This window comes from Rahnella sp. RcJ3, assembly GCF_009498575.1.
GTDB lineage: Bacteria > Pseudomonadota > Gammaproteobacteria > Enterobacterales > Enterobacteriaceae > Rahnella > Rahnella aceris.
This window is the reverse complement of record NZ_QSNX01000001.1, coordinates 244,147-265,262: the sequence shown is the minus strand read 5'-3', so window position 1 is coordinate 265,262 and position 21,116 is coordinate 244,147. Positions and strand designations below refer to the sequence as shown.

General features: G+C 52.6%; 23 protein-coding genes and 1 riboswitch. Of the genes, 14 read left to right on the top strand and 9 right to left on the bottom strand.

All coding sequences use genetic code 11. The annotated features are described in order from the left end of the window. From nadD to lipA, 10 genes are all read left to right on the top strand, one after another. A complete protein-coding gene (gene nadD, locus DXU84_RS01220) occupies positions 1-678 on the top strand; it encodes a nicotinate-nucleotide adenylyltransferase (RefSeq protein ID WP_013576493.1) in 678 nt (225 codons plus the stop codon). Between the two features lie 206 nt (positions 679-884). After that, the gene (rsfS, locus tag DXU84_RS01215) at positions 885-1,202 is read left to right on the top strand and encodes a ribosome silencing factor (RefSeq protein ID WP_153374613.1); all 318 of its coding nucleotides are present in this window, start codon (positions 885-887) and stop codon (positions 1,200-1,202) included. 3 nt (positions 1,203-1,205) lie between these two features. Beyond that, positions 1,206-1,676 (top strand): 23S rRNA (pseudouridine(1915)-N(3))-methyltransferase RlmH, encoded by a 471-nt coding sequence (rlmH, locus tag DXU84_RS01210; protein WP_013576495.1) that lies wholly within the window; start codon positions 1,206-1,208, stop codon positions 1,674-1,676. 38 nt (positions 1,677-1,714) lie between these two features. Continuing rightward, positions 1,715-3,619, top strand: a complete 1,905-nt coding sequence (gene mrdA / locus DXU84_RS01205) for a peptidoglycan DD-transpeptidase MrdA (RefSeq protein WP_013576496.1) — start codon at positions 1,715-1,717, stop codon at positions 3,617-3,619. 6 nt (positions 3,620-3,625) lie between these two features. After that, the gene (gene mrdB / locus DXU84_RS01200; RefSeq protein ID WP_013576497.1) at positions 3,626-4,738 is read left to right on the top strand and encodes a peptidoglycan glycosyltransferase MrdB; all 1,113 of its coding nucleotides are present in this window, start codon (positions 3,626-3,628) and stop codon (positions 4,736-4,738) included. 9 nt (positions 4,739-4,747) lie between these two features. Further along, entirely contained in the window at positions 4,748-5,899 is a 1,152-nt protein-coding gene (rlpA, locus tag DXU84_RS01195; RefSeq protein WP_013576498.1) for an endolytic peptidoglycan transglycosylase RlpA, read from the top strand. Positions 5,900-6,055: 156 nt separating this feature from the next. Beyond that, positions 6,056-7,264, top strand: coding sequence for a D-alanyl-D-alanine carboxypeptidase DacA (gene dacA, locus DXU84_RS01190; RefSeq protein WP_013576499.1), 1,209 nt, complete (start codon positions 6,056-6,058; stop codon positions 7,262-7,264). Positions 7,265-7,389: 125 nt separating this feature from the next. After that, positions 7,390-7,653 (top strand): DUF493 family protein YbeD, encoded by a 264-nt coding sequence (gene ybeD / locus DXU84_RS01185; RefSeq protein WP_013576500.1) that lies wholly within the window; start codon positions 7,390-7,392, stop codon positions 7,651-7,653. A gap of 57 nt (positions 7,654-7,710) precedes the next feature. Continuing rightward, positions 7,711-8,409: a lipoyl(octanoyl) transferase LipB gene (gene lipB, locus DXU84_RS01180; protein WP_037037026.1), complete on the top strand. Its 699-nt coding sequence runs from the start codon at positions 7,711-7,713 to the stop codon at positions 8,407-8,409. Between the two features lie 371 nt (positions 8,410-8,780). Next, on the top strand, positions 8,781-9,746 hold the full coding sequence (gene lipA / locus DXU84_RS01175) for a lipoyl synthase (protein ID WP_119261859.1): 966 nt from the start codon (positions 8,781-8,783) through the stop codon (positions 9,744-9,746). Between the two features lie 97 nt (positions 9,747-9,843). On the opposite strand, the gene tatE is transcribed toward lipA, so the two are convergent. From tatE to DXU84_RS01145, 6 genes are all read right to left on the bottom strand, one after another. Continuing rightward, positions 9,844-10,050, bottom strand: coding sequence for a twin-arginine translocase subunit TatE (gene tatE / locus DXU84_RS01170; RefSeq protein WP_013576504.1), 207 nt, complete (start codon positions 10,048-10,050; stop codon positions 9,844-9,846). A gap of 215 nt (positions 10,051-10,265) precedes the next feature. Continuing rightward, positions 10,266-11,063, bottom strand: a complete 798-nt coding sequence (locus DXU84_RS01165; protein WP_013576505.1) for an amino acid ABC transporter ATP-binding protein — start codon at positions 11,061-11,063, stop codon at positions 10,266-10,268. After that, entirely contained in the window at positions 11,060-12,043 is a 984-nt protein-coding gene (locus DXU84_RS01160; RefSeq protein ID WP_013576506.1) for an amino acid ABC transporter permease, read from the bottom strand. The genes DXU84_RS01165 and DXU84_RS01160 overlap by 4 nt, the downstream gene beginning before the upstream one ends. Then, on the bottom strand, positions 12,040-12,948 hold the full coding sequence (locus DXU84_RS01155; protein ID WP_013576507.1) for an ABC transporter substrate-binding protein: 909 nt from the start codon (positions 12,946-12,948) through the stop codon (positions 12,040-12,042). The genes DXU84_RS01160 and DXU84_RS01155 overlap by 4 nt, the downstream gene beginning before the upstream one ends. A 199-nt stretch (positions 12,949-13,147) precedes the next feature. Next, positions 13,148-13,942: a deaminated glutathione amidase gene (locus DXU84_RS01150; protein ID WP_013576508.1), complete on the bottom strand. Its 795-nt coding sequence runs from the start codon at positions 13,940-13,942 to the stop codon at positions 13,148-13,150. 46 nt (positions 13,943-13,988) lie between these two features. After that, entirely contained in the window at positions 13,989-14,945 is a 957-nt protein-coding gene (locus DXU84_RS01145; protein WP_041673235.1) for a nitrate ABC transporter substrate-binding protein, read from the bottom strand. Positions 14,946-15,155: 210 nt separating this feature from the next. On the opposite strand from DXU84_RS01145, the gene DXU84_RS01140 reads away from it, so the two are divergent. Then, on the top strand, positions 15,156-16,502 hold the full coding sequence (locus tag DXU84_RS01140; RefSeq protein ID WP_013576510.1) for an aminotransferase class I/II-fold pyridoxal phosphate-dependent enzyme: 1,347 nt from the start codon (positions 15,156-15,158) through the stop codon (positions 16,500-16,502). A gap of 4 nt (positions 16,503-16,506) precedes the next feature. Here the strand turns inward: DXU84_RS01140 and DXU84_RS01135 are convergent, their stop codons facing one another. Further along, positions 16,507-16,929, bottom strand: a complete 423-nt coding sequence (locus DXU84_RS01135; RefSeq protein ID WP_037037019.1) for a GNAT family N-acetyltransferase — start codon at positions 16,927-16,929, stop codon at positions 16,507-16,509. Positions 16,930-17,012: 83 nt separating this feature from the next. Then, positions 17,013-17,075: riboswitch (Fluoride riboswitch) on the top strand. Between the two features lie 66 nt (positions 17,076-17,141). Here DXU84_RS01135 and crcB point away from each other — a divergent pair. The 3 genes from crcB (at position 17,142) to DXU84_RS01120 (ending at position 19,838) form a co-directional block, all read left to right on the top strand. Further along, on the top strand, positions 17,142-17,525 hold the full coding sequence (gene crcB, locus DXU84_RS01130) for a fluoride efflux transporter CrcB (RefSeq protein WP_037037017.1): 384 nt from the start codon (positions 17,142-17,144) through the stop codon (positions 17,523-17,525). 459 nt (positions 17,526-17,984) lie between these two features. Further along, on the top strand, positions 17,985-18,641 hold the full coding sequence (locus DXU84_RS01125) for a TetR family transcriptional regulator (RefSeq protein ID WP_013576513.1): 657 nt from the start codon (positions 17,985-17,987) through the stop codon (positions 18,639-18,641). 9 nt (positions 18,642-18,650) lie between these two features. Continuing rightward, positions 18,651-19,838 carry a multidrug effflux MFS transporter gene (locus DXU84_RS01120; RefSeq protein ID WP_153374609.1) on the top strand — a complete coding sequence of 396 codons (1,188 nt, stop codon included), beginning with the start codon at positions 18,651-18,653 and terminating at the stop codon, positions 19,836-19,838. A gap of 65 nt (positions 19,839-19,903) precedes the next feature. On the opposite strand, the gene cspE is transcribed toward DXU84_RS01120, so the two are convergent. After that, positions 19,904-20,113 (bottom strand): transcription antiterminator/RNA stability regulator CspE, encoded by a 210-nt coding sequence (cspE, locus tag DXU84_RS01115; RefSeq protein WP_009636912.1) that lies wholly within the window; start codon positions 20,111-20,113, stop codon positions 19,904-19,906. A 177-nt stretch (positions 20,114-20,290) separates the two neighbouring features. Next, complete coding sequence (locus DXU84_RS01110; protein ID WP_013576515.1) at positions 20,291-21,034, bottom strand: DUF2076 domain-containing protein; 744 nt, start codon at positions 21,032-21,034, stop codon at positions 20,291-20,293. Between the last annotated feature and the right edge of the window lie 82 nt (positions 21,035-21,116).

The following is a 21,116-nucleotide window of genomic DNA, read 5'->3' as shown; positions in this document are numbered from 1 at the left end:
ATGCCGCGCCGCGCCGCACATTCTTCTGCAACCGCTGAAAAGCTGCTGGCTTTTTTTGGCGGTACGTTTGACCCGATCCATTATGGTCATCTGAAACCCGTTGCAGCGCTGGCAGCGCAGGCCGGGTTTGATCAGGTGATCCTGCTGCCCAACAACGTTCCTCCCCACCGGCCACAACCCGAAGCCACGCCGCAGCAACGTCTGCATATGGCGAAGCTGGCTGTGGCGGATAACGCGCTGTTTTCAGTCGACCCCCGCGAGCTGGCTGTTGATACGCCCTCCTACACGATTGAGACACTTGCAACGTTACGTAAAGAACATGGCGACAAATGCCCGCTGGCGTTTATCATTGGCCAGGATTCGTTACTGACGCTGCATAAGTGGCACCGCTGGGAATCGTTACTGGATTTCTGTCATATCGTGGTGATGGCGCGTCCGGGTTATCAGGAACAACTTGATACACCGGAACTGCAGAAATGGTATGACGCCCATCGGGTGAATGATGCCAATGCGCTTAAGCAAAAACCGGCCGGATTCATTTATCAGGCCAATACCCCATTGCTGGATATTTCAGCGACTGAAATCCGTGAACGCCGTCATGCGGGTCTTGATTGCTCAGATTTACTGCCTTCCGCCGTTGAGCGTTATATAGAATCACAGGGCTTGTACCGCGAGTAGCTAACGCGTGCTATACTGCGCCGCTTAATTTCGGCTCTCGATAACGCTGCGTAATCAACCAATACAATGTATTGATTGTTAAACGTTTTAAGCTGTTTTCCAGACAACCGCTATGTTTATCCTTCATGAGATTGATCATTGCTTCGGTGCCACACCGGCGGACATCTCGTGAGGTCAATTGTTTCAAACATCCCCAGGGGGAACCTTTGCAAGGTAAAGCGCTCCAAGATTTTGTTGTCGATAAAGTCGATGACCTGAAAGCACAAGACATCATCGCCATTGATGTTAAAGGTAAATCCAGTATTACTGACTGCATGATTATCTGTACCGGCACGTCAAGCCGCCATGTCATGTCCATCGCCGGGCATCTGGTTGAAGAAATTAAAGCCGTTGGCCTTGATGCCATGGGTGTGAAAGGCATTAATGAAGCTGACTGGGTGGTTGTCGATCTGGGCGAAGTGATCGTGCACGTTATGCAGGAAGAAAGCCGTCAGTTGTATGAGCTTGATAAACTCTGGGGCTGATGCGTGAAGCTGCAACTTGTCGCCGTCGGCACAAAAATGCCTGACTGGGTGCAAACCGGTTTTAACGATTATCTGCACCGTTTCCCTAAAGATATGCCGTTTGAACTGACAGAGGTTCCGGCCGGGAAACGTGGGAAGAACGCAGACATCAAGCGCATTCTTGAAAAAGAAGGCGAGCAGATGCTGGCCGCTGTCGGTAAAGGGAATCGCATCGTGACGCTGGATATTCCAGGGACACCATGGGAAACCCCGCAACTGGCACAACAACTGGAACGCTGGAAGCAGGACGGACGCAATGTCAGCCTGTTGATCGGCGGTCCGGAAGGGCTGGCACCGGCCTGTAAAGCCGCAGCGGAACAGAGCTGGTCGCTCTCTCCGTTGACGCTTCCTCACCCGCTGGTGCGGGTTCTGGTGGCGGAAAGTCTTTATCGCGCCTGGAGTATTACCACTAATCATCCATATCACCGCGAATAACGGGTGGTGAATGTCAGCAACATGAATTAAGTAGTGGGATGAAAATAGATCGTAACCCTTTTCGCGACTATACGGCTGAATCAGCCCTCTTTGTGCGCCGTGCACTGGTGGCGTTTATCGGCATTCTGCTACTTAGCGGCGTTTTAGCTTTTAATCTTTATAATCTGCAAATTGTCCGTTTTCAGGATTACCAAACCCGTTCTAACGATAACCGTATCAAGCTGGTGCCGATCGCGCCCAGCCGCGGCATTATCTATGACCGCAACGGTACGCCGCTGGCGCTGAACCGCACGATCTATCAGCTTGAACTGGTGCCGGAAAAAGTGGACGATTTGCAGGCCACGCTTGAAGGCCTCAAACCGATAGTTGACCTCACGCAGGAAGATATCGATAACTTCAAAAAAGAGCGCCAGCGTTCGCGACGCTTTACGTCTATTGCCGTCAAAACGGCCCTGACTGAAGTTCAGGTTGCGCGTTTCTCCGTCAACCAGTTCCACTTCCCCGGCGTTGAAGTCAAAGGCTATCAGCGTCGCTACTATCCGTATGGTTCAGCGCTGACGCACGTTATCGGCTATGTATCGAAAATCAATGACCGTGACGTTGAACGCCTCGATAAAGATGGCATTCTGGCCAACTATGCCGCCACGCACGACATTGGTAAGCTCGGCATTGAGCGCTATTACGAAGATACGCTGCACGGTAAAACCGGCTATGAAGAAGTTGAAGTGAACAACCGTGGCCGCGTTATCCGCCAGCTACACGAAGAACCGCCGCAGGCGGGCAAAGATATTTACCTGACGATCGACTTGCCATTACAGCAATATATTGAAGTCTTGCTGACCGGCAGCCGCGCCGCTGTGGTGGTTACCGATCCCCGCGATGGCGCCATCCGTGCGCTGGTGTCTAACCCGAGTTATGACCCGAACCTGTTTGTGGATGGCATCTCCAGTAAAGATTACAACACGCTGCTTAACGACCCCAATAAGCCGCTGATCAACCGGACAACGCAGGGGGTTTATCCGCCAGCGTCTACTGTGAAACCGTATATTTCAGTTTCTGCGCTGACAACGGGTGTTATCAATAAAAACACCTCCCTGTTTGATCCAGGCTGGTGGCAGTTACCGGGTTCAGACAAGCGTTACCGCGACTGGAAACACTGGGGGCATGGTCGCCTGAATGTGACGAAAGCCCTTGAGGAATCGGCTGATACCTTCTTCTATCAGGTTGCTTATGATATGGGGATTGACCGTCTTTCCGAGTGGATGGGCAAATTTGGTTACGGCCAGTACAGCGGTATCGATTTATCAGAAGAACGTAGCGGGAATATGCCAAACCGCGACTGGAAATTTAAACGCTTCAAAAAACCCTGGTATCAGGGCGACACCATTCCGGTGGGTATCGGTCAGGGCTACTGGACCGCAACTCCAATCCAAATCATGAAAGCCATGACCACGCTGATTAATGACGGCAATGTCAAAACGCCACATTTGTTGCTGAGCACCAAAGTTGACGGCCAGCAGGTGCCGTACAAACAACAGGAAACGACCCAGATTGGCGATATTCATTCCGGCTATTGGGAAATTGCCAAAGACGGTATGTATGGCGTAGCAAACCGTCCGAACGGTACGGCCCGCAAGTACTTTGCTGACGCGCCTTATAAAGCCGCCGCAAAATCCGGGACAGCACAAGTTTACGGTTTGAAAGCCAATGAAATCTATAATGCGCATAAAATCGCTGAGCATCTGCGTGACCACAAGCTGATGACCTCTTTTGCACCCTATGACAAACCGACCGTGGCCGTTGCCGTAGTTCTGGAGAATGGCGGTGCGGGTCCGGCAGTGGGGACAATTTCACGCCAGATACTCGACCACATTTTACTGGGCGACAACACGACACAATTACCGGCTGACGCGCCAGCGCCACCGGGAACCGAAGGTGATTAACCGTCAATGACTGAGAACCAACAAAAAAGATCATTGTGGTCGAAAATGCATATCGACCTGACGATGTTGCTGATCGTGCTCGCGCTGCTGACCTACAGTGCGTTCGTGATGTGGAGCGCCAGTGGTCAGGACATGGGCATGATGGAACGTAAAATCGGCCAGATCCTGATGGGTCTGGTGATTATGCTGGTCATGGCACAAATCCCGCCGCGCGTTTACGAAAGCTGGGCACCTTATCTCTACATCTTCTGCGTTTTCCTGCTGGTGCTGGTGGATGCCTTCGGCAGTATCAGTAAAGGTGCACAGCGCTGGCTGGATCTGGGGATCATTAAATTCCAGCCGTCAGAACTGGCGAAAATCGCCGTGCCTCTGATGGTCGCGCGCTTTATCAACCGCGACGTTTGCCCGCCTTCACTCAAAAATACCGCGATTGCCCTGGCATTAATCTTCATCCCTACCCTGCTGGTCGCGGCACAGCCCGATCTGGGCACCTCGATCCTGATTGCCGCATCCGGTTTATTCGTGCTGTTCCTTTCGGGCATGAGCTGGAAACTGATTGCTGTCGCCGCCCTGCTGGTTGCCGCATTTATCCCGATCCTGTGGTTCTTCCTGATGCACGACTATCAGCGCGACCGCGTCATGATGTTGCTTGATCCTGAAAGCGATCCGCTGGGTGCGGGCTATCATATTATTCAGTCTAAAATTGCCATCGGCTCTGGCGGTTTTTCCGGCAAAGGCTGGTTGCATGGCACGCAGTCTCAGCTGGAATTCCTGCCCGAGCGACATACCGACTTTATCTTCGCTGTACTCGCCGAAGAATTGGGGTTGATTGGTGTTCTGGTGCTGCTTGGGCTGTACTTATGCCTGATCATGCGCGGTCTGGTGATCGCCGCCCATGCACAGACTACTTTTGGCCGCGTGATGTCCGGCGGACTGATGCTGATTCTGTTCGTTTATGTGTTTGTTAACATCGGCATGGTCAGTGGTATTGTCCCGGTAGTTGGGGTACCTTTGCCTCTGGTCAGCTATGGCGGGTCAGCACTCATCGTGCTAATGGCAGGGTTTGGTATCGTTATGTCGATACATACTCATCGAAAAATGTTGTCGAAAAACTTATAGAGGTGAGCAATGCGTAAGGAGTGGCTTGGAGCTGTCATTATCGGTTTGCTGTTAAGTGGTTGTGCCACTGAAGATACACAGCAACAACAACCGGCACCGCAGCAAGCCTACAATGGCCCTGTGGTAGAAATCGGCGGGGCTGATCCGCGTTACGAACCTTATAATCAGGGCACGATGCAGGATTATACCGTTAACGGTAAAACCTATAAGATCATCAAAGACCCGTCCAACTTTTCGCAGGTAGGGCAAGCGGCCTGGTACAGTCAGGAGAATGGAGGCAACACTACCGCGCTCGGTGAAGAATTCGACCCGACAGCCATGACCGCTGCGCATCCGACATTGCCGATCCCAAGCTATGTCCGCGTCACCAACATGGCGACAGGACGCATGCTGGTCGTGCGTGTTAACGATCGTGGCCCTTATGTGCCGGGCAAAATTATCGATTTGTCTCAGGCTGCGGCAGACCGTCTGAACCTGACCAACAGTACCAAAGTACGCATTGATTTTATCAACGTTGCGCCTGACGGTACGCTTTCCGGCCCGGGGACTATTGGTACGACCGTCGCCAAACAATCTTATGCATTACCGTCTCGTCCAAGTTTAGGCGCCAGCAATATGGGTACGCCTACGCTGACAGCAGAGCCGGCGAATACGTCAGATGTACGCCCGATCAGTAACAGCACCCTGAGTAATCCTAATGCTGCGCCATTAACGAATGACGAAGATAACAACGGCACCGTAGCCTCTGCGCCAGCAGCGACCACGATGTCCGGTAACAGCGGTGGCGGCGGGTTTCTGAGCGCGCCAACACCTCTGCGTCAGGGTGTGTTAGAAGGCAGCGAACCGGTAACAGCACCGGTTGCTGTCGCCAGTGCCGCACCGGTAGCAGCAGCTGCGGCCTCCGCAGCGCCTGCGCATACCACTGCCATTCCTTCCTCGGGATTTATGGTACAGGTTGGCGCACTGAGTAATCCTCAGAACGCGCAACTGTGGCAAAAAAGCCTCAGCCAGCGCTTCTCTGTACCCGGTAAAGTACAGGCCAATGGCAGCACCTATCGCGTGCAGCTTGGTCCGTTCAGCACCCGCCAGCAGGCCGAACAGCTGAAACAGCGACTGGCCAGCGAAGCTCAGCAGCAGTCTTTCGTCACTGCTGGCATGTAATCTCAAAATACGGGGCATCGGCCCCGTTCTTATAAGTCCCCTGTCTTATAAGTAAAAGTCAGTAAGCGCCGGTAATCGAAGATGTCTGACTTATGACTCTTCTGCTATAGTGGCGCACGTTTATCACTTACTCCCACGGATGTTGTTGTCCCGATCATGAAACTTGTAAATACTTCACGTTTAGTCAAAAGCCTCGCATTTGGCACCGTAATCACTCTGAGTGCAGCGTCCGCCTATGCCGACGATGTTAATTTAAAAACAATGATCCCTGGCGTTCCGCAGATTGATGCTGAAGCCTATATCCTGATCGACTACAACTCCGGCAAAGTTCTGGCAGAAATGAATGCCGATGCGCGCCGCGACCCAGCCAGCCTGACTAAAATGATGACCAGTTATGTTATCGGTCAGTCCATCAAAGCCGGCAAAATCTCTCCGACCGACATCGTTACCGTGGGTCCGGACGCCTGGGCAACCGGCAATCCGGTGTTCAAGGGCTCTTCCCTGATGTTCCTCAAACCCGGCGACCGTGTACCGGTTTCTGAGCTCAACCGCGGGATCATTCTGCAATCCGGTAACGACGCCTGTGTGGCAATGGCCGACCATGTGGCCGGAAGTCAGGATGCTTTCGTTGCCATCATGAACAATTACGTGAACTCTCTGGGTCTGAAAAATACCCATTTCGGCACCGTTCATGGTCTTGATGCCGCTGGCCAGTACAGCTCAGCCCGCGATATGGCGCTGATTGGTCAGGCGCTGATCCGTGATGTACCGGAAGAATATGCCACCTACAAAGAGAAAGAATTCACCTTCAACAATATCCGCCAGATGAACCGTAACGGTTTGTTGTGGGATAACAGCCTGAATGTTGACGGCATTAAAACCGGTCATACTGATTCAGCGGGCTATAACCTGGTAGCTTCTGCGACAGAAGGCCAGATGCGTCTGATCTCCGCAGTGATGGGCGGTCATACGTATAAAGGCCGTGAAGTTGAAAGTAAAAAGTTACTGACCTGGGGCTTCCGTTTCTTCGAAACCGTTTCTCCGCTGAAAGCCGGTAAAGAGTTCGCGTCAGAACCTGTCTGGTTCGGTGATACCGACCGCGTCGCACTGGGCGTTGAGAAAGATGCTTACCTGACGATCCCACGTGGTCGTATGAAAGATCTGAAAGCCAGCTACGTGCTGAACACACCGGAACTGCATGCGCCCTTGCAGAAAAATCAGGTGGTTGGGTCGATCAACTTCCAGCTTGATGGCAAAACCATTGATGAGCGCCCTCTGGTGGTCATGAACGAAGTGAAAGAAGGCGGCTTCTTCGGTCGCATCGTGGATTACATCAAACTGATGTTCCACCACTGGTTTGGCTAAGTTGCCCGCTTGAAAAAGTTTGCAACAATCCCCATATAACCGGTATAGATTATAGCTCCCGCTACGGCGGGAGTTATACTTTCAGAGACAACACTTAATACGCTGTACAACACGCTGGAGTGCACATGAAAACCAAACTGAACGAACTGCTCGAATTCCCTTGTCCCTTTACCTACAAAGTAATGGGCCTGGCACAACCCGAGCTGGTAGACCAGGTTGTGGAAGTCGTGCAACGCCATGCGCCTGGCGATTACAATCCTCAGGTAAAACCGAGCAGTAAAGGGAATTACCACTCCGTTTCGATTACGATCACTGCGACTCACATCGACCAGGTCGAAACCCTGTACGATGAACTGGGCAATATCGAAATTGTCCGCATGGTGCTGTAAGCCCTTTCTGACCGATCCGCGCGGGAGTCACACTGTCGCGCGTTTTCCCCCTCTTCAATGACGATAACTGCCGTGCAATCACAAAATCCGCAAGAACGTATCGTACTGCGCCAGCTTGGTCTTCAGCCCTATGAACCGGTTTCTCTGGCCATGCACCATTTTACTGAGCACCGAAATGCCGACTCGCTTGATGAAATCTGGCTGGTTCAGCATCACCGTGTCTTTACGCAGGGTCAGGCAGGCAAAGCTGAACATGTTCTGATGCCCGGTGATATTCCGGTTATCCAGAGCGATCGCGGCGGTCAGGTGACGTATCACGGTCCCGGTCAGCAGGTAATGTACGTGATGGTGGATTTAAAACGAAAAAAACTCGGTGTCCGTCAACTGGTGACGGCAATTGAGCAAACGGTGGTGGATACGCTGGCACACTTCTCTATCGACGCTTATCCGCGTGCGGACGCGCCGGGCGTGTATGTCGATGGCAAGAAGATTTGTTCGCTTGGTTTGCGCATCCGCAAAGGTTGTTCGTTACACGGCCTGGCATTAAATATTGATATGGATCTGGAGCCTTTCCACCGCATCAACCCCTGTGGTTATGCTGGCCTTGAAATGACGCAGGCTAGCCTCGAAAAACCGGGGCTGACGGTCGATCAGGTGATGCCGGTTCTGGTGAAATCCTTCAACCATCGCCTTGATTATCAGCAGGTTGATTATCTGCCCTGGCAGATAGAACATTACGCCCCTTCTCCGCCGTGATTTTTGGGCAGAGTTGATACGGCTGTATTGATCTTTTCTCGCGTACCTCGTGTTTTTGTCATTTATCGGGAGCGCGAGAAAATATTTACACACCATTAACACCCCATCAGCCCCCTCAGCGAACCGCTAAAATAATCAGTATTTTCAAAATATTACATTCAATTAATGACTCCTTTTTTGATAACCCTTCCTGTTTAAGGTTAAAAAATTGCAGCATTTAGCACTTCCGGTCATGACGAAGGGCTGAACGAAGGGATGCTTCAATGATATAATTTCCGCATTATTTCTACTTTTTTTGATGAATCAGCCAGTTCATTGAATGTCCTGAGAAAACTCGGGTAACGAGTGACAAACCTGGAAGCTGCAAGATTATGAGTAAACCGATTCAGATGGAACGCGGCGTCAAATACCGCGATGCAGATAAGATGGCGTTAATTCCGGTGAAAACCGTGGTCAGTGACCGGCAGGAAATGTTACGTAAGCCGGCATGGATGAAAATCAAACTGCCTGCCGACTCAACAAAAATTCAGGGCATTAAATCAGCACTGCGCAAGAATGGCCTGCATTCCGTTTGTGAAGAGGCGGCCTGCCCTAACCTTTCCGAGTGCTTCAACCACGGTACCGCAACGTTCATGATCCTCGGTGCCATTTGTACCCGTCGCTGCCCGTTCTGCGATGTGGCACATGGTCGTCCAACCGCACCTGATATCAACGAGCCGGAAAAACTGGCACAGACTATTTCTGATATGGGTCTGCGTTATGTCGTGATCACCTCGGTTGACCGGGATGACTTGCGCGACGGCGGGGCTCAGCATTTTGCGGATTGTATTACGGCTATCCGTGCAAAAAACCCGACCATCAAAATCGAAACGCTGGTACCAGATTTCCGTGGACGTATGGATCGTGCGCTGGAAATTCTTAACGCCAGCCCGCCGGACGTGTTTAACCACAATCTGGAAAACGTGCCGCGTGTTTACCGCCAGGTTCGTCCGGGTGCTAACTACGAGTGGTCCCTGACGCTGCTGCAACGTTTTAAAGAAGCGCATCCGGAAATTCCAACCAAATCAGGTCTGATGGTGGGTCTGGGCGAAACAAACGAAGAAATTATCGAAGTGATGCGCGATCTGCGTCGTCATGGCGTAACGATGCTGACACTCGGCCAGTACTTACAGCCAAGCCGTCACCATCTTCCGGTGCAGCGTTATGTGAGCCCTGAAGAGTTTGATCAGATGAAAGAAGCAGCGATGGAAATGGGCTTCACCCATGCAGCCTGCGGTCCGTTCGTGCGTTCTTCTTATCACGCCGACCTGCAAGCCAAGGGGTTAGAAGTTAAGTAATATCTCGTTACTTTTTCGCTTCAGAAAGACAAAAAGGTTGTTCGCAAGAACAACCTTTTTCGTTTGCTAAGAGGCCGGAGACTGACGTTCTGAAAACTCAGTCTTTGTGCTCAACACGTTGAGCTGGCTTTTCTTCTGCGGTTTTTTCAGCAGAAGCGGGAGCCGGATCATCGTTCATGGCTTTCTTAAAGCCACGCAGTGCCGCGCCCAGGTCACCGCCCAGAGAACGCAGTTTGCTGGTACCGAACAACAGAACGATCAGCACGCCGACCACCAACAATTTAGTAATACTTAAACCTTCCATACATACCTTCTTTACACTGAGTGCTGGAAAACAGCAGTGACAATTTGCCGTTATTAACGGCCATTCGCGACGTTAATACAACCCGAAAATGTAACAGAACGGATCCGCAACTGTGCGCATTGTGACCAGAGTGAGTTATTATGAGCGTGAACAGCACGCCCATAAAGGACTTCTGTCTTTATTTACAGCAAACCACCTGCAAACTTGATTTCGGATCAGATAAAGCGGCTCAGGAAAGCCTGTGTCCGCTGATGTTTCGGATTGACCAGAACATCATCCGCTGCCCCCTGCTCAACGACAACGCCGCGATCCATAAACACCACGCGATCTGCAGCCTCTTTTGCAAAACCGATTTCATGCGTCACCACAATCATCGTCAGCCCCTGCTTTGCCAGATCCCGCATGGTAGCCAGCACTTCGCCCACCAGTTCAGGGTCGAGTGCGGACGTTGGCTCATCGAACAACATCAGTTTAGGTTTCACCGCCAGCGCACGGGCGATAGCAACGCGCTGTTGCTGACCACCGGAAAGATGACGCGGGTAGGCATTCGCTTTATCACTCAGGCCGACTTTTTGCAGCAATTCACGCGCATATTTCTCCGCTTCATGACGGCTTTCTTTATGCACACCAACCGGCGCTTCAATGATGTTTTGCAATACGGTCATGTGCGGATAAAGATTGAATTGCTGGAATACCATGCCGATATCCCGGCGTTGCCGCGCAATCGCCCGTTCGGGCAGTTTATGCAGACGGTCTCCGCGCAGTTCATAACCGATTTGCTCGCCACCGACCATAATGGAACCGCGATCAATATCTTCCAGATGATTTATACAGCGCAAGAATGTCGATTTACCTGAACCCGACGGCCCGAGGATCACCACCACTTCGCTGGGTTTCACATCCAGATCAATCCCCTTCAGCACTTCGTTATCACCATAACTTTTATGCACATTACGGGCGACCACCAGTGATGCTTGTCCGGATGACTGTACGTCAGCGGGCAATTGACTCATAAGTCCTCCTTTTGGGCCATGCCCGGTGAATTGATGATCGGCGCGGTTTTTTCTTCCGCATTGCTCTGACGCCGTTTGGCATTTGGCAACGTCCGGCGTGTACCGCGGGAATAATAGCGTTCAATCGCAGACTGTCCGAGATTGAGCAATGACGTGATAAACAGATACCAGATCACCGCTACCATCAGCATAGGCACCACTTCAAAGGTCCGGTTGTAGACAGTTTGCACGGAATACAGCAAATCGCCCATCGCGATAACGCTGACCAGCGACGTCGCTTTAATCATGCTGATCAGCTGGTTACCGGTCGGCGGAATAATCGAACGCATGGCCTGCGGAATGATGATCCGGCGCAGCGCACGGCCACGACTCATGCCAAATGCCTGCGCGGTTTCCGCCTGACCGTTATCGACTGACAGCAAGCCTGCCCGAATGATTTCTGCCATATATGCCGCTTCATTCAGCGCCAGACCGGCAATGGCAGCGGTCAGCGGCGTGATCAGATCATTGGTATTCCAGCTCATGTACTCCGGGCCAAACGGGACGCCGAGTACCACGCGCGGGAACAGCGTCGACATGTTGTACCAGAACAATAACTGTACCAGCAGCGGCGTGCCGCGGAAGAACCAGATATACAGCCCTGCTAATCTTCTCAGCAACAGGCTGTCAGACAAACGGGCAATCGCCAGCATCAGCCCGATGAACACACCGAGCAGCATCGACACCACGGTAAGGCCGAGCGTGACGCCCAGACCTTTGATCACCGACCCTTCCGTGAACCACTGCGCCACCACATGCCATTCGAAGTTCGGGTTGTGCGAAACGGCCCAAACCACATCAGCGGCAATCAGCAACACCACTATCCAGGCAATCCAGCGGCCGTAGTTACGCGGTGCGTGGGAAAACTCAACGTTACGTCGCGGATCCTGCGTATAGTCGTCCTTGACTGCCGGCGTTGAACTATACGATTTATCCGTCATTTAGACTGCGCCTTTGCCAGGTTAATGCCCGGTGCTGAAATCATATTGCCTTCCAGCCCCCATTTTTTCATGATGATGGCGTACGTGCCGTTGTCGAACAGTTTCTGATAACCGGCGAGGATCGCGTCACGAACCGGTGAGTCTTTGGCGACGACCGTCCCCTGGAAGATATCGCCAAAGCCGTTGGATTTGCCGGTGCCGGTCAGTTCAAGCTGACCGTTGGCTTTTTCCACAAAATAGGTCAGCGGTGCCTGAGAAGAGAAGAACGCGTCGGAACGGTTAGAACGAACCGCCAGAATCGACGTAGGCTGATCGGCAAATGACTGTACAGTCACGGCCGGTTTGCCGTCTTTGACACACACATCAGACTGCTTACGGATAACCTGTTCAGCCGATCCCCCCGCCATCACGGCAATGCGTTTACCGCAGGTATCATCAAGGGAATTGATATTTTCCGGGTTACCTTTGCGCACCCCGAAGACGACATATTCTTTGACGAAATCGATGAAATCATTTTTCGCCTGACGATCAGGATAATCGCCGATCGGGCCGATGCCCATCTGGTAGCGTCCTGCGGCCATGCCGCTGAGGATGCCGGATAAGCCGCTCACGGAAGCATGCTCTATTTTTACCCCCATGACTTGTGCCAGCGCATGCGCCAGATCCGCACTCGCGCCATCCAGACCGTTGGCGCTGGTCACGATTTCATACGGAGGGAAAGAGCCGTTATTCACAGAGGTCATCACACCTGACTTCTGAATATCCGCAGGTAATTTTGCGTGGATCGCCGGATCCATCGTCTGAGTCGGGATTGTCACGTTTTCAGCAGCAAAGGCATTTATGGAAGATACGGAAAGTAATGCAGCGGTCAGTACAGCAATCTGACGAAGTTGTTTTGCCATCATTCTCTTGTTTCCTCTGTGTAAAAAGTCGGTCTGTGAGTTTATGAATGTTGTGGTTTTATAGTGATTACCTTCCGTGGCAACTTTCCGGGTTTTTCTTTTTATGGCTGTTTATCTATAGAAAAAACAAACGCATCCCCTGGTGAGGGCGCGGTACTGCATGAGCGCTGAGGCAGCCGTTGAGGACCGGCCGCGCACAGACTCAGTCGTTACGCAGTTGCGGTAAACCAAAACGACGGTTTGCCAGCACCGGTAACACTTTTCTGGCATGCGCCAGACGATCTTTATCCAGCTCGGCAAACACCAGTGCCGGGGCCTCGGCTGCGCGGGCAATAGCCACACCCAACGGATCGACCACCATACTGTTGCCGATATTGCGCTCGCCACATTCACCCACGGCCACCATATAGGTGGTGTTTTCCAGTGCGCGTGCCGTGACCAGCACTTCCCAATGCATTTCTTTCAGCGGACCTTTCACCCACGCGGCAGGCAGCACCAGTACATCGGCACCGTCGAGCACCAAACGCCGCGCCAGCTCCGGGAACCGCACGTCATAACAGGTCATCAGGCCGACGTTAAACCCGGCGACATTCACCAGCGGCGGTATTTCGTCACCCGCCGTGACATTTTTTGATTCCTGAGAGGAGAACGCATCATAAAGATGCAACTTTTGATATTCAGAAATAATCTCGCCATTACGGATTGAAATCAGCACGTTATATGCACGGCCATCCGGTGCAGGCGTATGCACGCTCATCATGGTGGTCATCTGATTGCCACGACTGGCCGCCAGCAACTGACTGACAAACGGGCCATCCAGAGGTTGTGCTGCTTTTAAAACCAAATCCGGATCGGTAATGTCACGCGCCAGAATGCCTTCCGGCAGCACCAGCAAATCCACGCCCGCTTCGACAGATTTCGCCATCAGCGAAAGACAGGTTTCGACGTTGGCTTCCCATTCACGGGAAACCGCAAACTGACCTAATGCAACTTTCATTTTTGACTCCCCCCGTCGCTTACTTGTGAAAGCGATCGGTTAAGTGTTACTGAGCAAAGTTCGGGAACAAATCTCCCGGCGTCAGGCGCCTGGCAGTCAGCCCCTGGGCATGTAATTCCTGCGCAAAATCGTCGATCATCTTTTCATTGGCGGCGTAACCGTTTGCATTCCAGTCCGCAGGTAAATCGACCACAGTGCGACGTAAATCATCCAGCAACCATGGCGTGGTATCGGCATATTTCGCGCGCTTATCCATCCAGACTTCATAAGAGCGATCGATGATTTCGCTCAGCGCCTGCGGTAACCACGGATGCTCTTCGGCCAGCGCAGGTTTGATTGCCAGCAGGTGAATACCGGGGATGTACCCGACGCGGTTGAAATAGGCCAGTTCGGCGGCACGAAAATCCGGCTGGAACTGACGGAAACCGGAATCAGGTTTGAAGAATCCCTCAGGCATAAACGGTGTAAATACCGCATCCAGCCAGCCTTCCTGTAACAACTCCATCATAGGACGTTCTTCCGGCACGGCTTCGATGCGCCCTTCGCGGCCAAAACCGGCCAGACGGTCAACAATCGGGTGCGCTTCGGTCAGGCGGCCGACATACCAGTTCGCATCTTCAATGCCCACACCTTCAAGTGCCAGCAACGTGCGGGTCCAGGTATTGCCGGAATCCTGCCAGCCGGTCAGGCCAATACGTTTACCGGCCAGTTGATAAAGTTCGGTCAGCGGGCTGTCTTCACGGGTGATGATGCAGCGCTGACGGAAGCCGCGCATCAGAAAATGCGGTATCGCCAGTAAATCAGATTCGCCCCGCGCACGCCCTTGTGCATAACGGCTGAAAGACACTTCACCCGCATCGTATTTATCGCTGGTCCCCAGGTTATCAACCAAAGTGCCCACGCGGTCTATCTCGAGATTAAACCCTTCCGGTTTAAGATCGCCTAATGCCAGCGGCGTAAAATAATCCCAGTCACGAACCGCCAGCCTGATGGTAATCGTCACATCTTTCCCCTTAAGTGTCAGCATGGTTGATATGCAGAAAAACAACTGTGCGTTTACAAACCTGCCCGAAAACACACCAAATTCTTTTACTAAGGCCATCATCTTCACGGCAAGATGATTATTTTATCGCCTGTGTTGGCTAAGTTTGATACTAATGGCATAAATTAATATGTACAATAGAATCTTTGTTACTGAACAAAAGGCAAAAAAATGACAGAAAACTCTCTCGAAAAAACGCTGGATGCAGAATGGTTAGCGACGCAATTACAGGATCGTTCCATGCGGGGCATTGCGATTGAAACCGCAGCGATGATCCGATCCGGTGTGATCGAGATTGGTACGCATCTTCCCGCCGTGCGTGAACTCGCGCAGGCGCTGGGCGTCAGTCCGGCCACGGTTTCAGCCGCCTGGGGTCAGTTGCGACGTCAGAAAGTGATCGCCGGGCGGGGGCGAAACGGCGTCTGGGTGTGCGGCGACATGCTGTCTCCACGACCGGCACGCTTCGAGAAAATCGGCAATTTTGGTGAGCATATTATTGCGGATCTGGCGCTGTCATCGCCGGATCCGGCACTGTTGCCTGACTTGCACGAAGCCATGCAGCGCGGTGTTGGCGCAGACAATCTGAACAGTTATCAGCGTGAGGCTATCGCGCCGTCGCTGCTTGAGGCCGCACGCCAGGACTGGCCTTATGACGCCCCCGCTTTTATGGCGGCGGATGGCGGATTTGACGGCATGAACCTGACGCTGCAAACCCTGCTGATGCAGGGTTCGGTGGTGGCAATTGAAGACCCGACTGCCACACGCCTGCTGGATATGCTGGACAATCTCGGTGCGCAGGTCATTCCGGTGAAGTGCGACGAATTCGGCCCCACGCCGGAATCACTCAGTCAGGCACTGCTGAAAAATCCTTCAGCCTTTATTTTTCAGCCACGTACCCATTCGCATTGTGGCCATGCGATTAACGCAGAACGTTATGCTGCGCTGGCCAACATTCTCAGCCAAAGTAACACACTGATTATTGAAGATGACGGGATCGGACAGTTGTCACGTTACGCGCCGCTGAGTATGGGCAGCAAACTGCCGGACCGCACGGTGCATGTCCGTTCTTATTCCAAAGCGTACGGCCCGGATTTGCGGCTGGCGGTGATTTCGGGATCGGTGGATTTAATCAAACAAATCAAATCATTCCGTAACTTTGGTGCCGGCTGGTCGAGCCGTATTTTGCAGGAAGCACTGGCGTGGCTGATTAACGATCCGAAAACGCAGGAGGGGATTACGCAGGCTAAAAAAGTGTATGCGGAGCGACGCAAAGCCATGTCCGATGCGTTGCGCATTCGCGGCGTGAATATCCCCGACCGCGACGGACTGGCAATGTGGATCCCGGTGCCATCGGAACAGTTTGCGCTGGTAACGATGGCCGCGCGTGGTATTGCGGTTCTGCCCGGCGAACGCAGCCGCATCGGGCCGGGGCAATTTATCCGTATCAGCACCAGTCAGATGAAACCGGAGCAGGTTGATCTGATCGCCGACGCTATCGTGCTGGCGCTGGATGTCTGATCATTCAGAGTTTTTTCAGCAGATACTTTGGCGATTCCTCGTACTGCGCCCGCGCATAAAAAGTGTGGGCGCGTACACGGCGGGTATGGCTGTGAACTTCCATCCGGTCACACCCCCGGTCCGCTGCCAGACGTTCGGCCTCATCCAGCAATTTCTGGCCAATACCGCTGCCACGCGCGTGATCGCTGACGCACAAATAACTGATACGGCAAAATTCGCCAGCCAGCGCAATTTGCGGAATGAAATGCAACGAAATAAACCCGACAGCCTGACCTTCTGTTTCGGCCACTAACAGGCGGCTGTCCGGGTTCACGGCCATTTTTGCCACACGTTCTGCTATCGCTTCAGACCTGTTGGGATAATCCAAATCCCCCAGCAATTGCGCCAGAACTGGCGCATCCTGCACGGTACCTTCTCTGATTAACATCGCCTTTTCCTTTTCACAAACTGTTTCCGAAACGCGTCTACACAAGCGCCATCACACAATGTAAACTGAGCGCCTGCATTACTTTGCACTGTGGAGATGACATTCCTCCCAAACCGCCTTTACCGGCTGATGATGTCTGCGCAATCTCGCGAGAGGTTCGTAGCGTCATGCCCGGGCCTTTCTGAATTTCATCTATTTTTTAAGGTATCACTATGTTTAGCACCTTACTTGCAGTCTTTATTGGCGGTGGTATTGGCAGCGTTGTGCGCTGGTATGTCAGTCTCAAAATGAACGGAATGAGTCCGCTACTGCCCGCCGGCACCCTGACCGTGAATCTGGTCGGCGCCTTTATCATTGGTCTGGGCATCGCGATTTTCACCCGCCTGACCCATATCGACCCGGTATGGAAGCTGCTGATCACCACCGGCTTCTGCGGTGGCCTGACAACCTTCTCCACCTTCTCTCTGGAGGTGGTTTACATGCTACAGGATGGTCGCTTTGGCGCCGCCCTGCTGAACATGGCACTGAATCTGGCCGGCTCACTGGCCATGACATTACTGGCGTTTATGCTGGTCAGCTGGTTCAGCGCACACTGATCCTATCCTCCGGCGATGCCTTTTTAATGACAAAAGGCATCGCTGTGATAAATCTGTGACGCGGGTTCACCTCCTCCCGCCGTATCTTAATGTTTCCTTCATCTTATCTGCAGATAATAGCGTCAGTTCACTCTGGTTTATCTTTGAGGTATGACATGTTTTCTGTTCCAAAAACGTCTTCTGAGTTCCTGGTTGTTGCCCTCTGTGTTCTGACAGTTGTGGCTTTTTTACAGGCATACTTTGCTTAACAGCCCCGCCTGACCCGCAGCCCCCCTTTCCCGTAAACGGCGCATTCCTCTGGATTGCGCCGTTTGCCTTTGTGCGTCACGCTTAAATGCGCGGAAACGAAACGCCACTTTTTATTTCATTCATAATACAAATATTTACCTGTTCCTCCTTATTGCCTATACTTGAGAATGATCGTTCGCAACCTACATCAGTCACATTACCGGGTATCTCATGCTTCACCCACAACAATGCACTAAAGATGCGCGCATCAGCGCCCGACGCGACCAGATTATTGCCGCCGCCCGCCTGTGTTTTCGCAAGCATGGTTTCCACGGTGCCGGTATGGCTGAAATCGCTAAAACTTCACAGCTCAGTGTGGGGCAGATATACCGCTACTTCGCCAATAAAGATGCGATCATCGAAGATATCGTGCGGCGAATAGTGATGAAAAAAATCAGGCTGATGACCGGCAACGCGCATAATTTGCAGCAGGTGGCTCATAACCTGGCGCACCGTCGGATTGGCAATTTAAGCGCGCCGTATAAAGAAGATCAGTGCATCGAACAAAAAGAGCAGGCCGAAATTGACCACGCGCTGATGCTGGAAGTCGCCGCAGAAGCGACCCGCAATCCGATCGTGGAAAAAATCTGGCGTGACTCCGAAAAACAGCTTTTTAACGAAGCAAAAACGCTCCTCAGTGCCACCTTCCCGCAATTTTCCGATGCTGAAATGACCGCAAAAGTCGAATCATTAGCGGTCATTTGCGAAGGCACGGCTTTTCGTCGCCTGACGACTGTTCACGCCGACGCTGAGATTCTGGAAGCCTTATACCATCGCTACTTCCGGAGCCTCTTCGAAACGGATTTAACCACCAGCAAACTGGAATAAACTTTTACCATGAGCGCTCACCTGCACGAAAAACGCCTCGGTTACGCCCTTGTTCTCGGCTCGCTTGCCGCACTCGGGCCGTTATGTACGGATTTATATTTACCGGCATTGCCGGAGATGGCTGGCGACCTGAATACGTCCACCGCCAGCGCGCAGTTAAGCCTGACCGCCGGTTTACTCGGCCTCGGTTTCGGCCAGTTACTGTTCGGCCCGCTAAGCGACCGCTATGGCCGTATGCGCCCGCTGTTATGGTCACTGGCGTTATTGCTGGCTGCCTCGGTCTGGTGTGCGGTGGCACAGGACATCAGTCAGCTGATTGTCGCTCGTCTGTTGCAAGGGATCGCCGGTGCCGGTGGCGCGGTATTGTCACGCGCGGTGGCAAGGGATTTGTATAACGGGCACGAACTGACACGGTTTTTTGCGTTGCTGATGCTGGTGAACGGGCTGGCACCGATCATCGCCCCGGTAATGGGCGGCGCAATGTTGCACTGGGTTAACTGGCGGGGAATATTCGGCGTACTGGCGTTTATTGCCATCTTACTGTTCAGCTTCTCCTCGCTAAAATTGCATGAAACCTTAACGCCCGAACGCCGTTCAGGGGGCGGTATTTTCAGCATGCTGGGCTCGGTATTCAGCCTGCTGAAACATCGTCCATTTATGGGGCTGTGCCTGACACAGGGCTTTATTATGGCCGGGATGTTCGCGTATATCGGCGCGTCACCTTTTGTGCTGCAACAGATTTACCATCTCAGCCCGCAGATGTTCAGCCTGTGCTTTGCGATTAACGGCATCGGCCTGGTGATTTCCGCACAGGTGTCTACCCGTCTGAGCCGCCGCTTCGGCGAAATGGCGCTGGTCAAGGCCGGTTTGTGCATCGCCGCAGTGGCCTCGGTGGCGCTGGTGATTGCCGCCAGCCTGAATGCGCCACTCGTGATGTTACTGGTGCCGCTGTTCTTCTCGGTGATGGTGATCGGGATTATCAGCCCGAATGCAGGCTCGCTGGCGATGCAAAGTCAGGGGAAAAATGCAGGCAGCGCGTCTGCCCTGCTGGGCGTGTGTATGTTTGCGCTCGGGGCGGTTGCCGTACCGGTAACGGGTTTCGGCAGCCATCCGGCGTTGTCGATGGGGCTGACCATTCTCGGCTGCTACGCGATTGCCATCCTGATGTTCGTGACGCTGGTGCGTAAACCGGCATAAGGTTCTGGCGAACGGCAGGCAAAAAAAAACCCGCTTCGGCGGGTTTTTCAATAAATCGGCTAAAGTCAGATAGCGATAACGTTAGCAGCCGACGGGCCTTTGGCACCATTGGTGATTTCGAACTCTACGCGTTGGCCTTCAGCAAGGGTTTTGAAACCGTTGCTGGAAATAGCAGAGAAATGAACGAAAACATCTTTGCTGCCATCTTCAGGGGTAATGAAACCAAAACCTTTAGATTCATTGAACCACTTAACGCTACCTTTAATCTTAGACATCAAACTTACCTTTACGTGAATGTTGGACACAAAATGTGTGTCAAACACAGTACAGCAACAGATTTGGCTTTTGTCCAGAATTCTGATGGCAATAAGCGATAAACCTCTCACTCTTCACCTTCTGCTGCTTTTTTCTGCTGCCAAAAAGCCCCTTAATAGCCTTATGACATCAACCGGTTAGAAGAATGAGTCATCATCATTGTTGAAATCATCAGTGTTGAAGTCATCATTTCCAAACCCCAAATCCGAATTGTCATTACGCAGCGACGCATCTTCCCATGACGGCTGATTGCTGTCGAAACCCTGACTGTTATCGAGGAAGCTGCTGTCGGCAGGATTGAGATCCTGCACTGGCGGTTCTTCGATGATATTGACGATTTCCTGCGGCTGGCTGTGATGGAACATGCCGGTCAGCATATCCGCCAGCACCACCCCACCCGCGACGCCCGCCGCCGTGCGCAATGCACTGCCCAGAAAACCCGGCTGCTGGGGTGCAGCTTGTGCCGGTGCCTGCTGTTGCGGCTGTTGGGCATATTGCTGTTGCTGAGGCTGACTTCCCCAGCCTTGTGTACCGGGAATGGGCTGGCTGCCCTGCGACGCCTGGCGTTGCGGTTCAGGCTGAGACGTGCCACCGCCAAACAAGCCAGCCAGAAAACCGGTGCTTTGCGGTTTGGCCGTCTGCGCCTGTTGTTGCAACTGCTGAACCTGCTGTTGCAATTCTTGTACCTGCGCATTCAGTTTGGTCAGCGCCGCTTCCTGAATAATCATTGCCTGCGCCATGTAATACGGGGCAGATGGCTGCTGACGAATATGGGCCTGAATCACACGTTCAGCTTCCGCATCACGCGGTGCCGTGTTGGACTCAGCCTGTTGTAAGCGACTAAAAAGCCCGTCAATTAAACGCTGTTCTTCAGATTGCATAAATTCACCTTGTTGATATGTCGTACTGCGTCAGGAGCGACGCCGGTCGGCGTTATTCAGATACAGTAATACAGTTAGTTTT

Bases quoted from the DNA above. Each gene is read 5' to 3' on its own strand.
- nadD (WP_013576493.1), top strand. From the start codon at position 1: ATGCCGCGCCGCGCCGCACATTCTTCTGCAACCGCTGAAAAGCTGCTG.
- mrdA (WP_013576496.1), top strand. From the start codon at position 1,715: ATGAAAATAGATCGTAACCCTTTTCGCGACTATACGGCTGAATCAGCC.
- mrdB (WP_013576497.1), top strand. From the start codon at position 3,626: ATGACTGAGAACCAACAAAAAAGATCATTGTGGTCGAAAATGCATATC.
- rlpA (WP_013576498.1), top strand. From the start codon at position 4,748: ATGCGTAAGGAGTGGCTTGGAGCTGTCATTATCGGTTTGCTGTTAAGT.
- dacA (WP_013576499.1), top strand. From the start codon at position 6,056: ATGAAACTTGTAAATACTTCACGTTTAGTCAAAAGCCTCGCATTTGGC.
- ybeD (WP_013576500.1), top strand. From the start codon at position 7,390: ATGAAAACCAAACTGAACGAACTGCTCGAATTCCCTTGTCCCTTTACC.
- lipB (WP_037037026.1), top strand. From the start codon at position 7,711: ATGACGATAACTGCCGTGCAATCACAAAATCCGCAAGAACGTATCGTA.
- lipA (WP_119261859.1), top strand. From the start codon at position 8,781: ATGAGTAAACCGATTCAGATGGAACGCGGCGTCAAATACCGCGATGCA.
- tatE (WP_013576504.1), bottom strand. From the start codon at position 10,050: ATGGAAGGTTTAAGTATTACTAAATTGTTGGTGGTCGGCGTGCTGATC.
- DXU84_RS01165 (WP_013576505.1), bottom strand. From the start codon at position 11,063: ATGAGTCAATTGCCCGCTGACGTACAGTCATCCGGACAAGCATCACTG.
- DXU84_RS01160 (WP_013576506.1), bottom strand. From the start codon at position 12,043: ATGACGGATAAATCGTATAGTTCAACGCCGGCAGTCAAGGACGACTAT.
- DXU84_RS01155 (WP_013576507.1), bottom strand. From the start codon at position 12,948: ATGATGGCAAAACAACTTCGTCAGATTGCTGTACTGACCGCTGCATTA.
- DXU84_RS01150 (WP_013576508.1), bottom strand. From the start codon at position 13,942: ATGAAAGTTGCATTAGGTCAGTTTGCGGTTTCCCGTGAATGGGAAGCC.
- DXU84_RS01140 (WP_013576510.1), top strand. From the start codon at position 15,156: ATGACAGAAAACTCTCTCGAAAAAACGCTGGATGCAGAATGGTTAGCG.
- DXU84_RS01135 (WP_037037019.1), bottom strand. From the start codon at position 16,929: ATGTTAATCAGAGAAGGTACCGTGCAGGATGCGCCAGTTCTGGCGCAA.
- crcB (WP_037037017.1), top strand. From the start codon at position 17,142: ATGTTTAGCACCTTACTTGCAGTCTTTATTGGCGGTGGTATTGGCAGC.
- DXU84_RS01125 (WP_013576513.1), top strand. From the start codon at position 17,985: ATGCTTCACCCACAACAATGCACTAAAGATGCGCGCATCAGCGCCCGA.
- DXU84_RS01120 (WP_153374609.1), top strand. From the start codon at position 18,651: ATGAGCGCTCACCTGCACGAAAAACGCCTCGGTTACGCCCTTGTTCTC.
- cspE (WP_009636912.1), bottom strand. From the start codon at position 20,113: ATGTCTAAGATTAAAGGTAGCGTTAAGTGGTTCAATGAATCTAAAGGT.
- DXU84_RS01110 (WP_013576515.1), bottom strand. From the start codon at position 21,034: ATGCAATCTGAAGAACAGCGTTTAATTGACGGGCTTTTTAGTCGCTTA.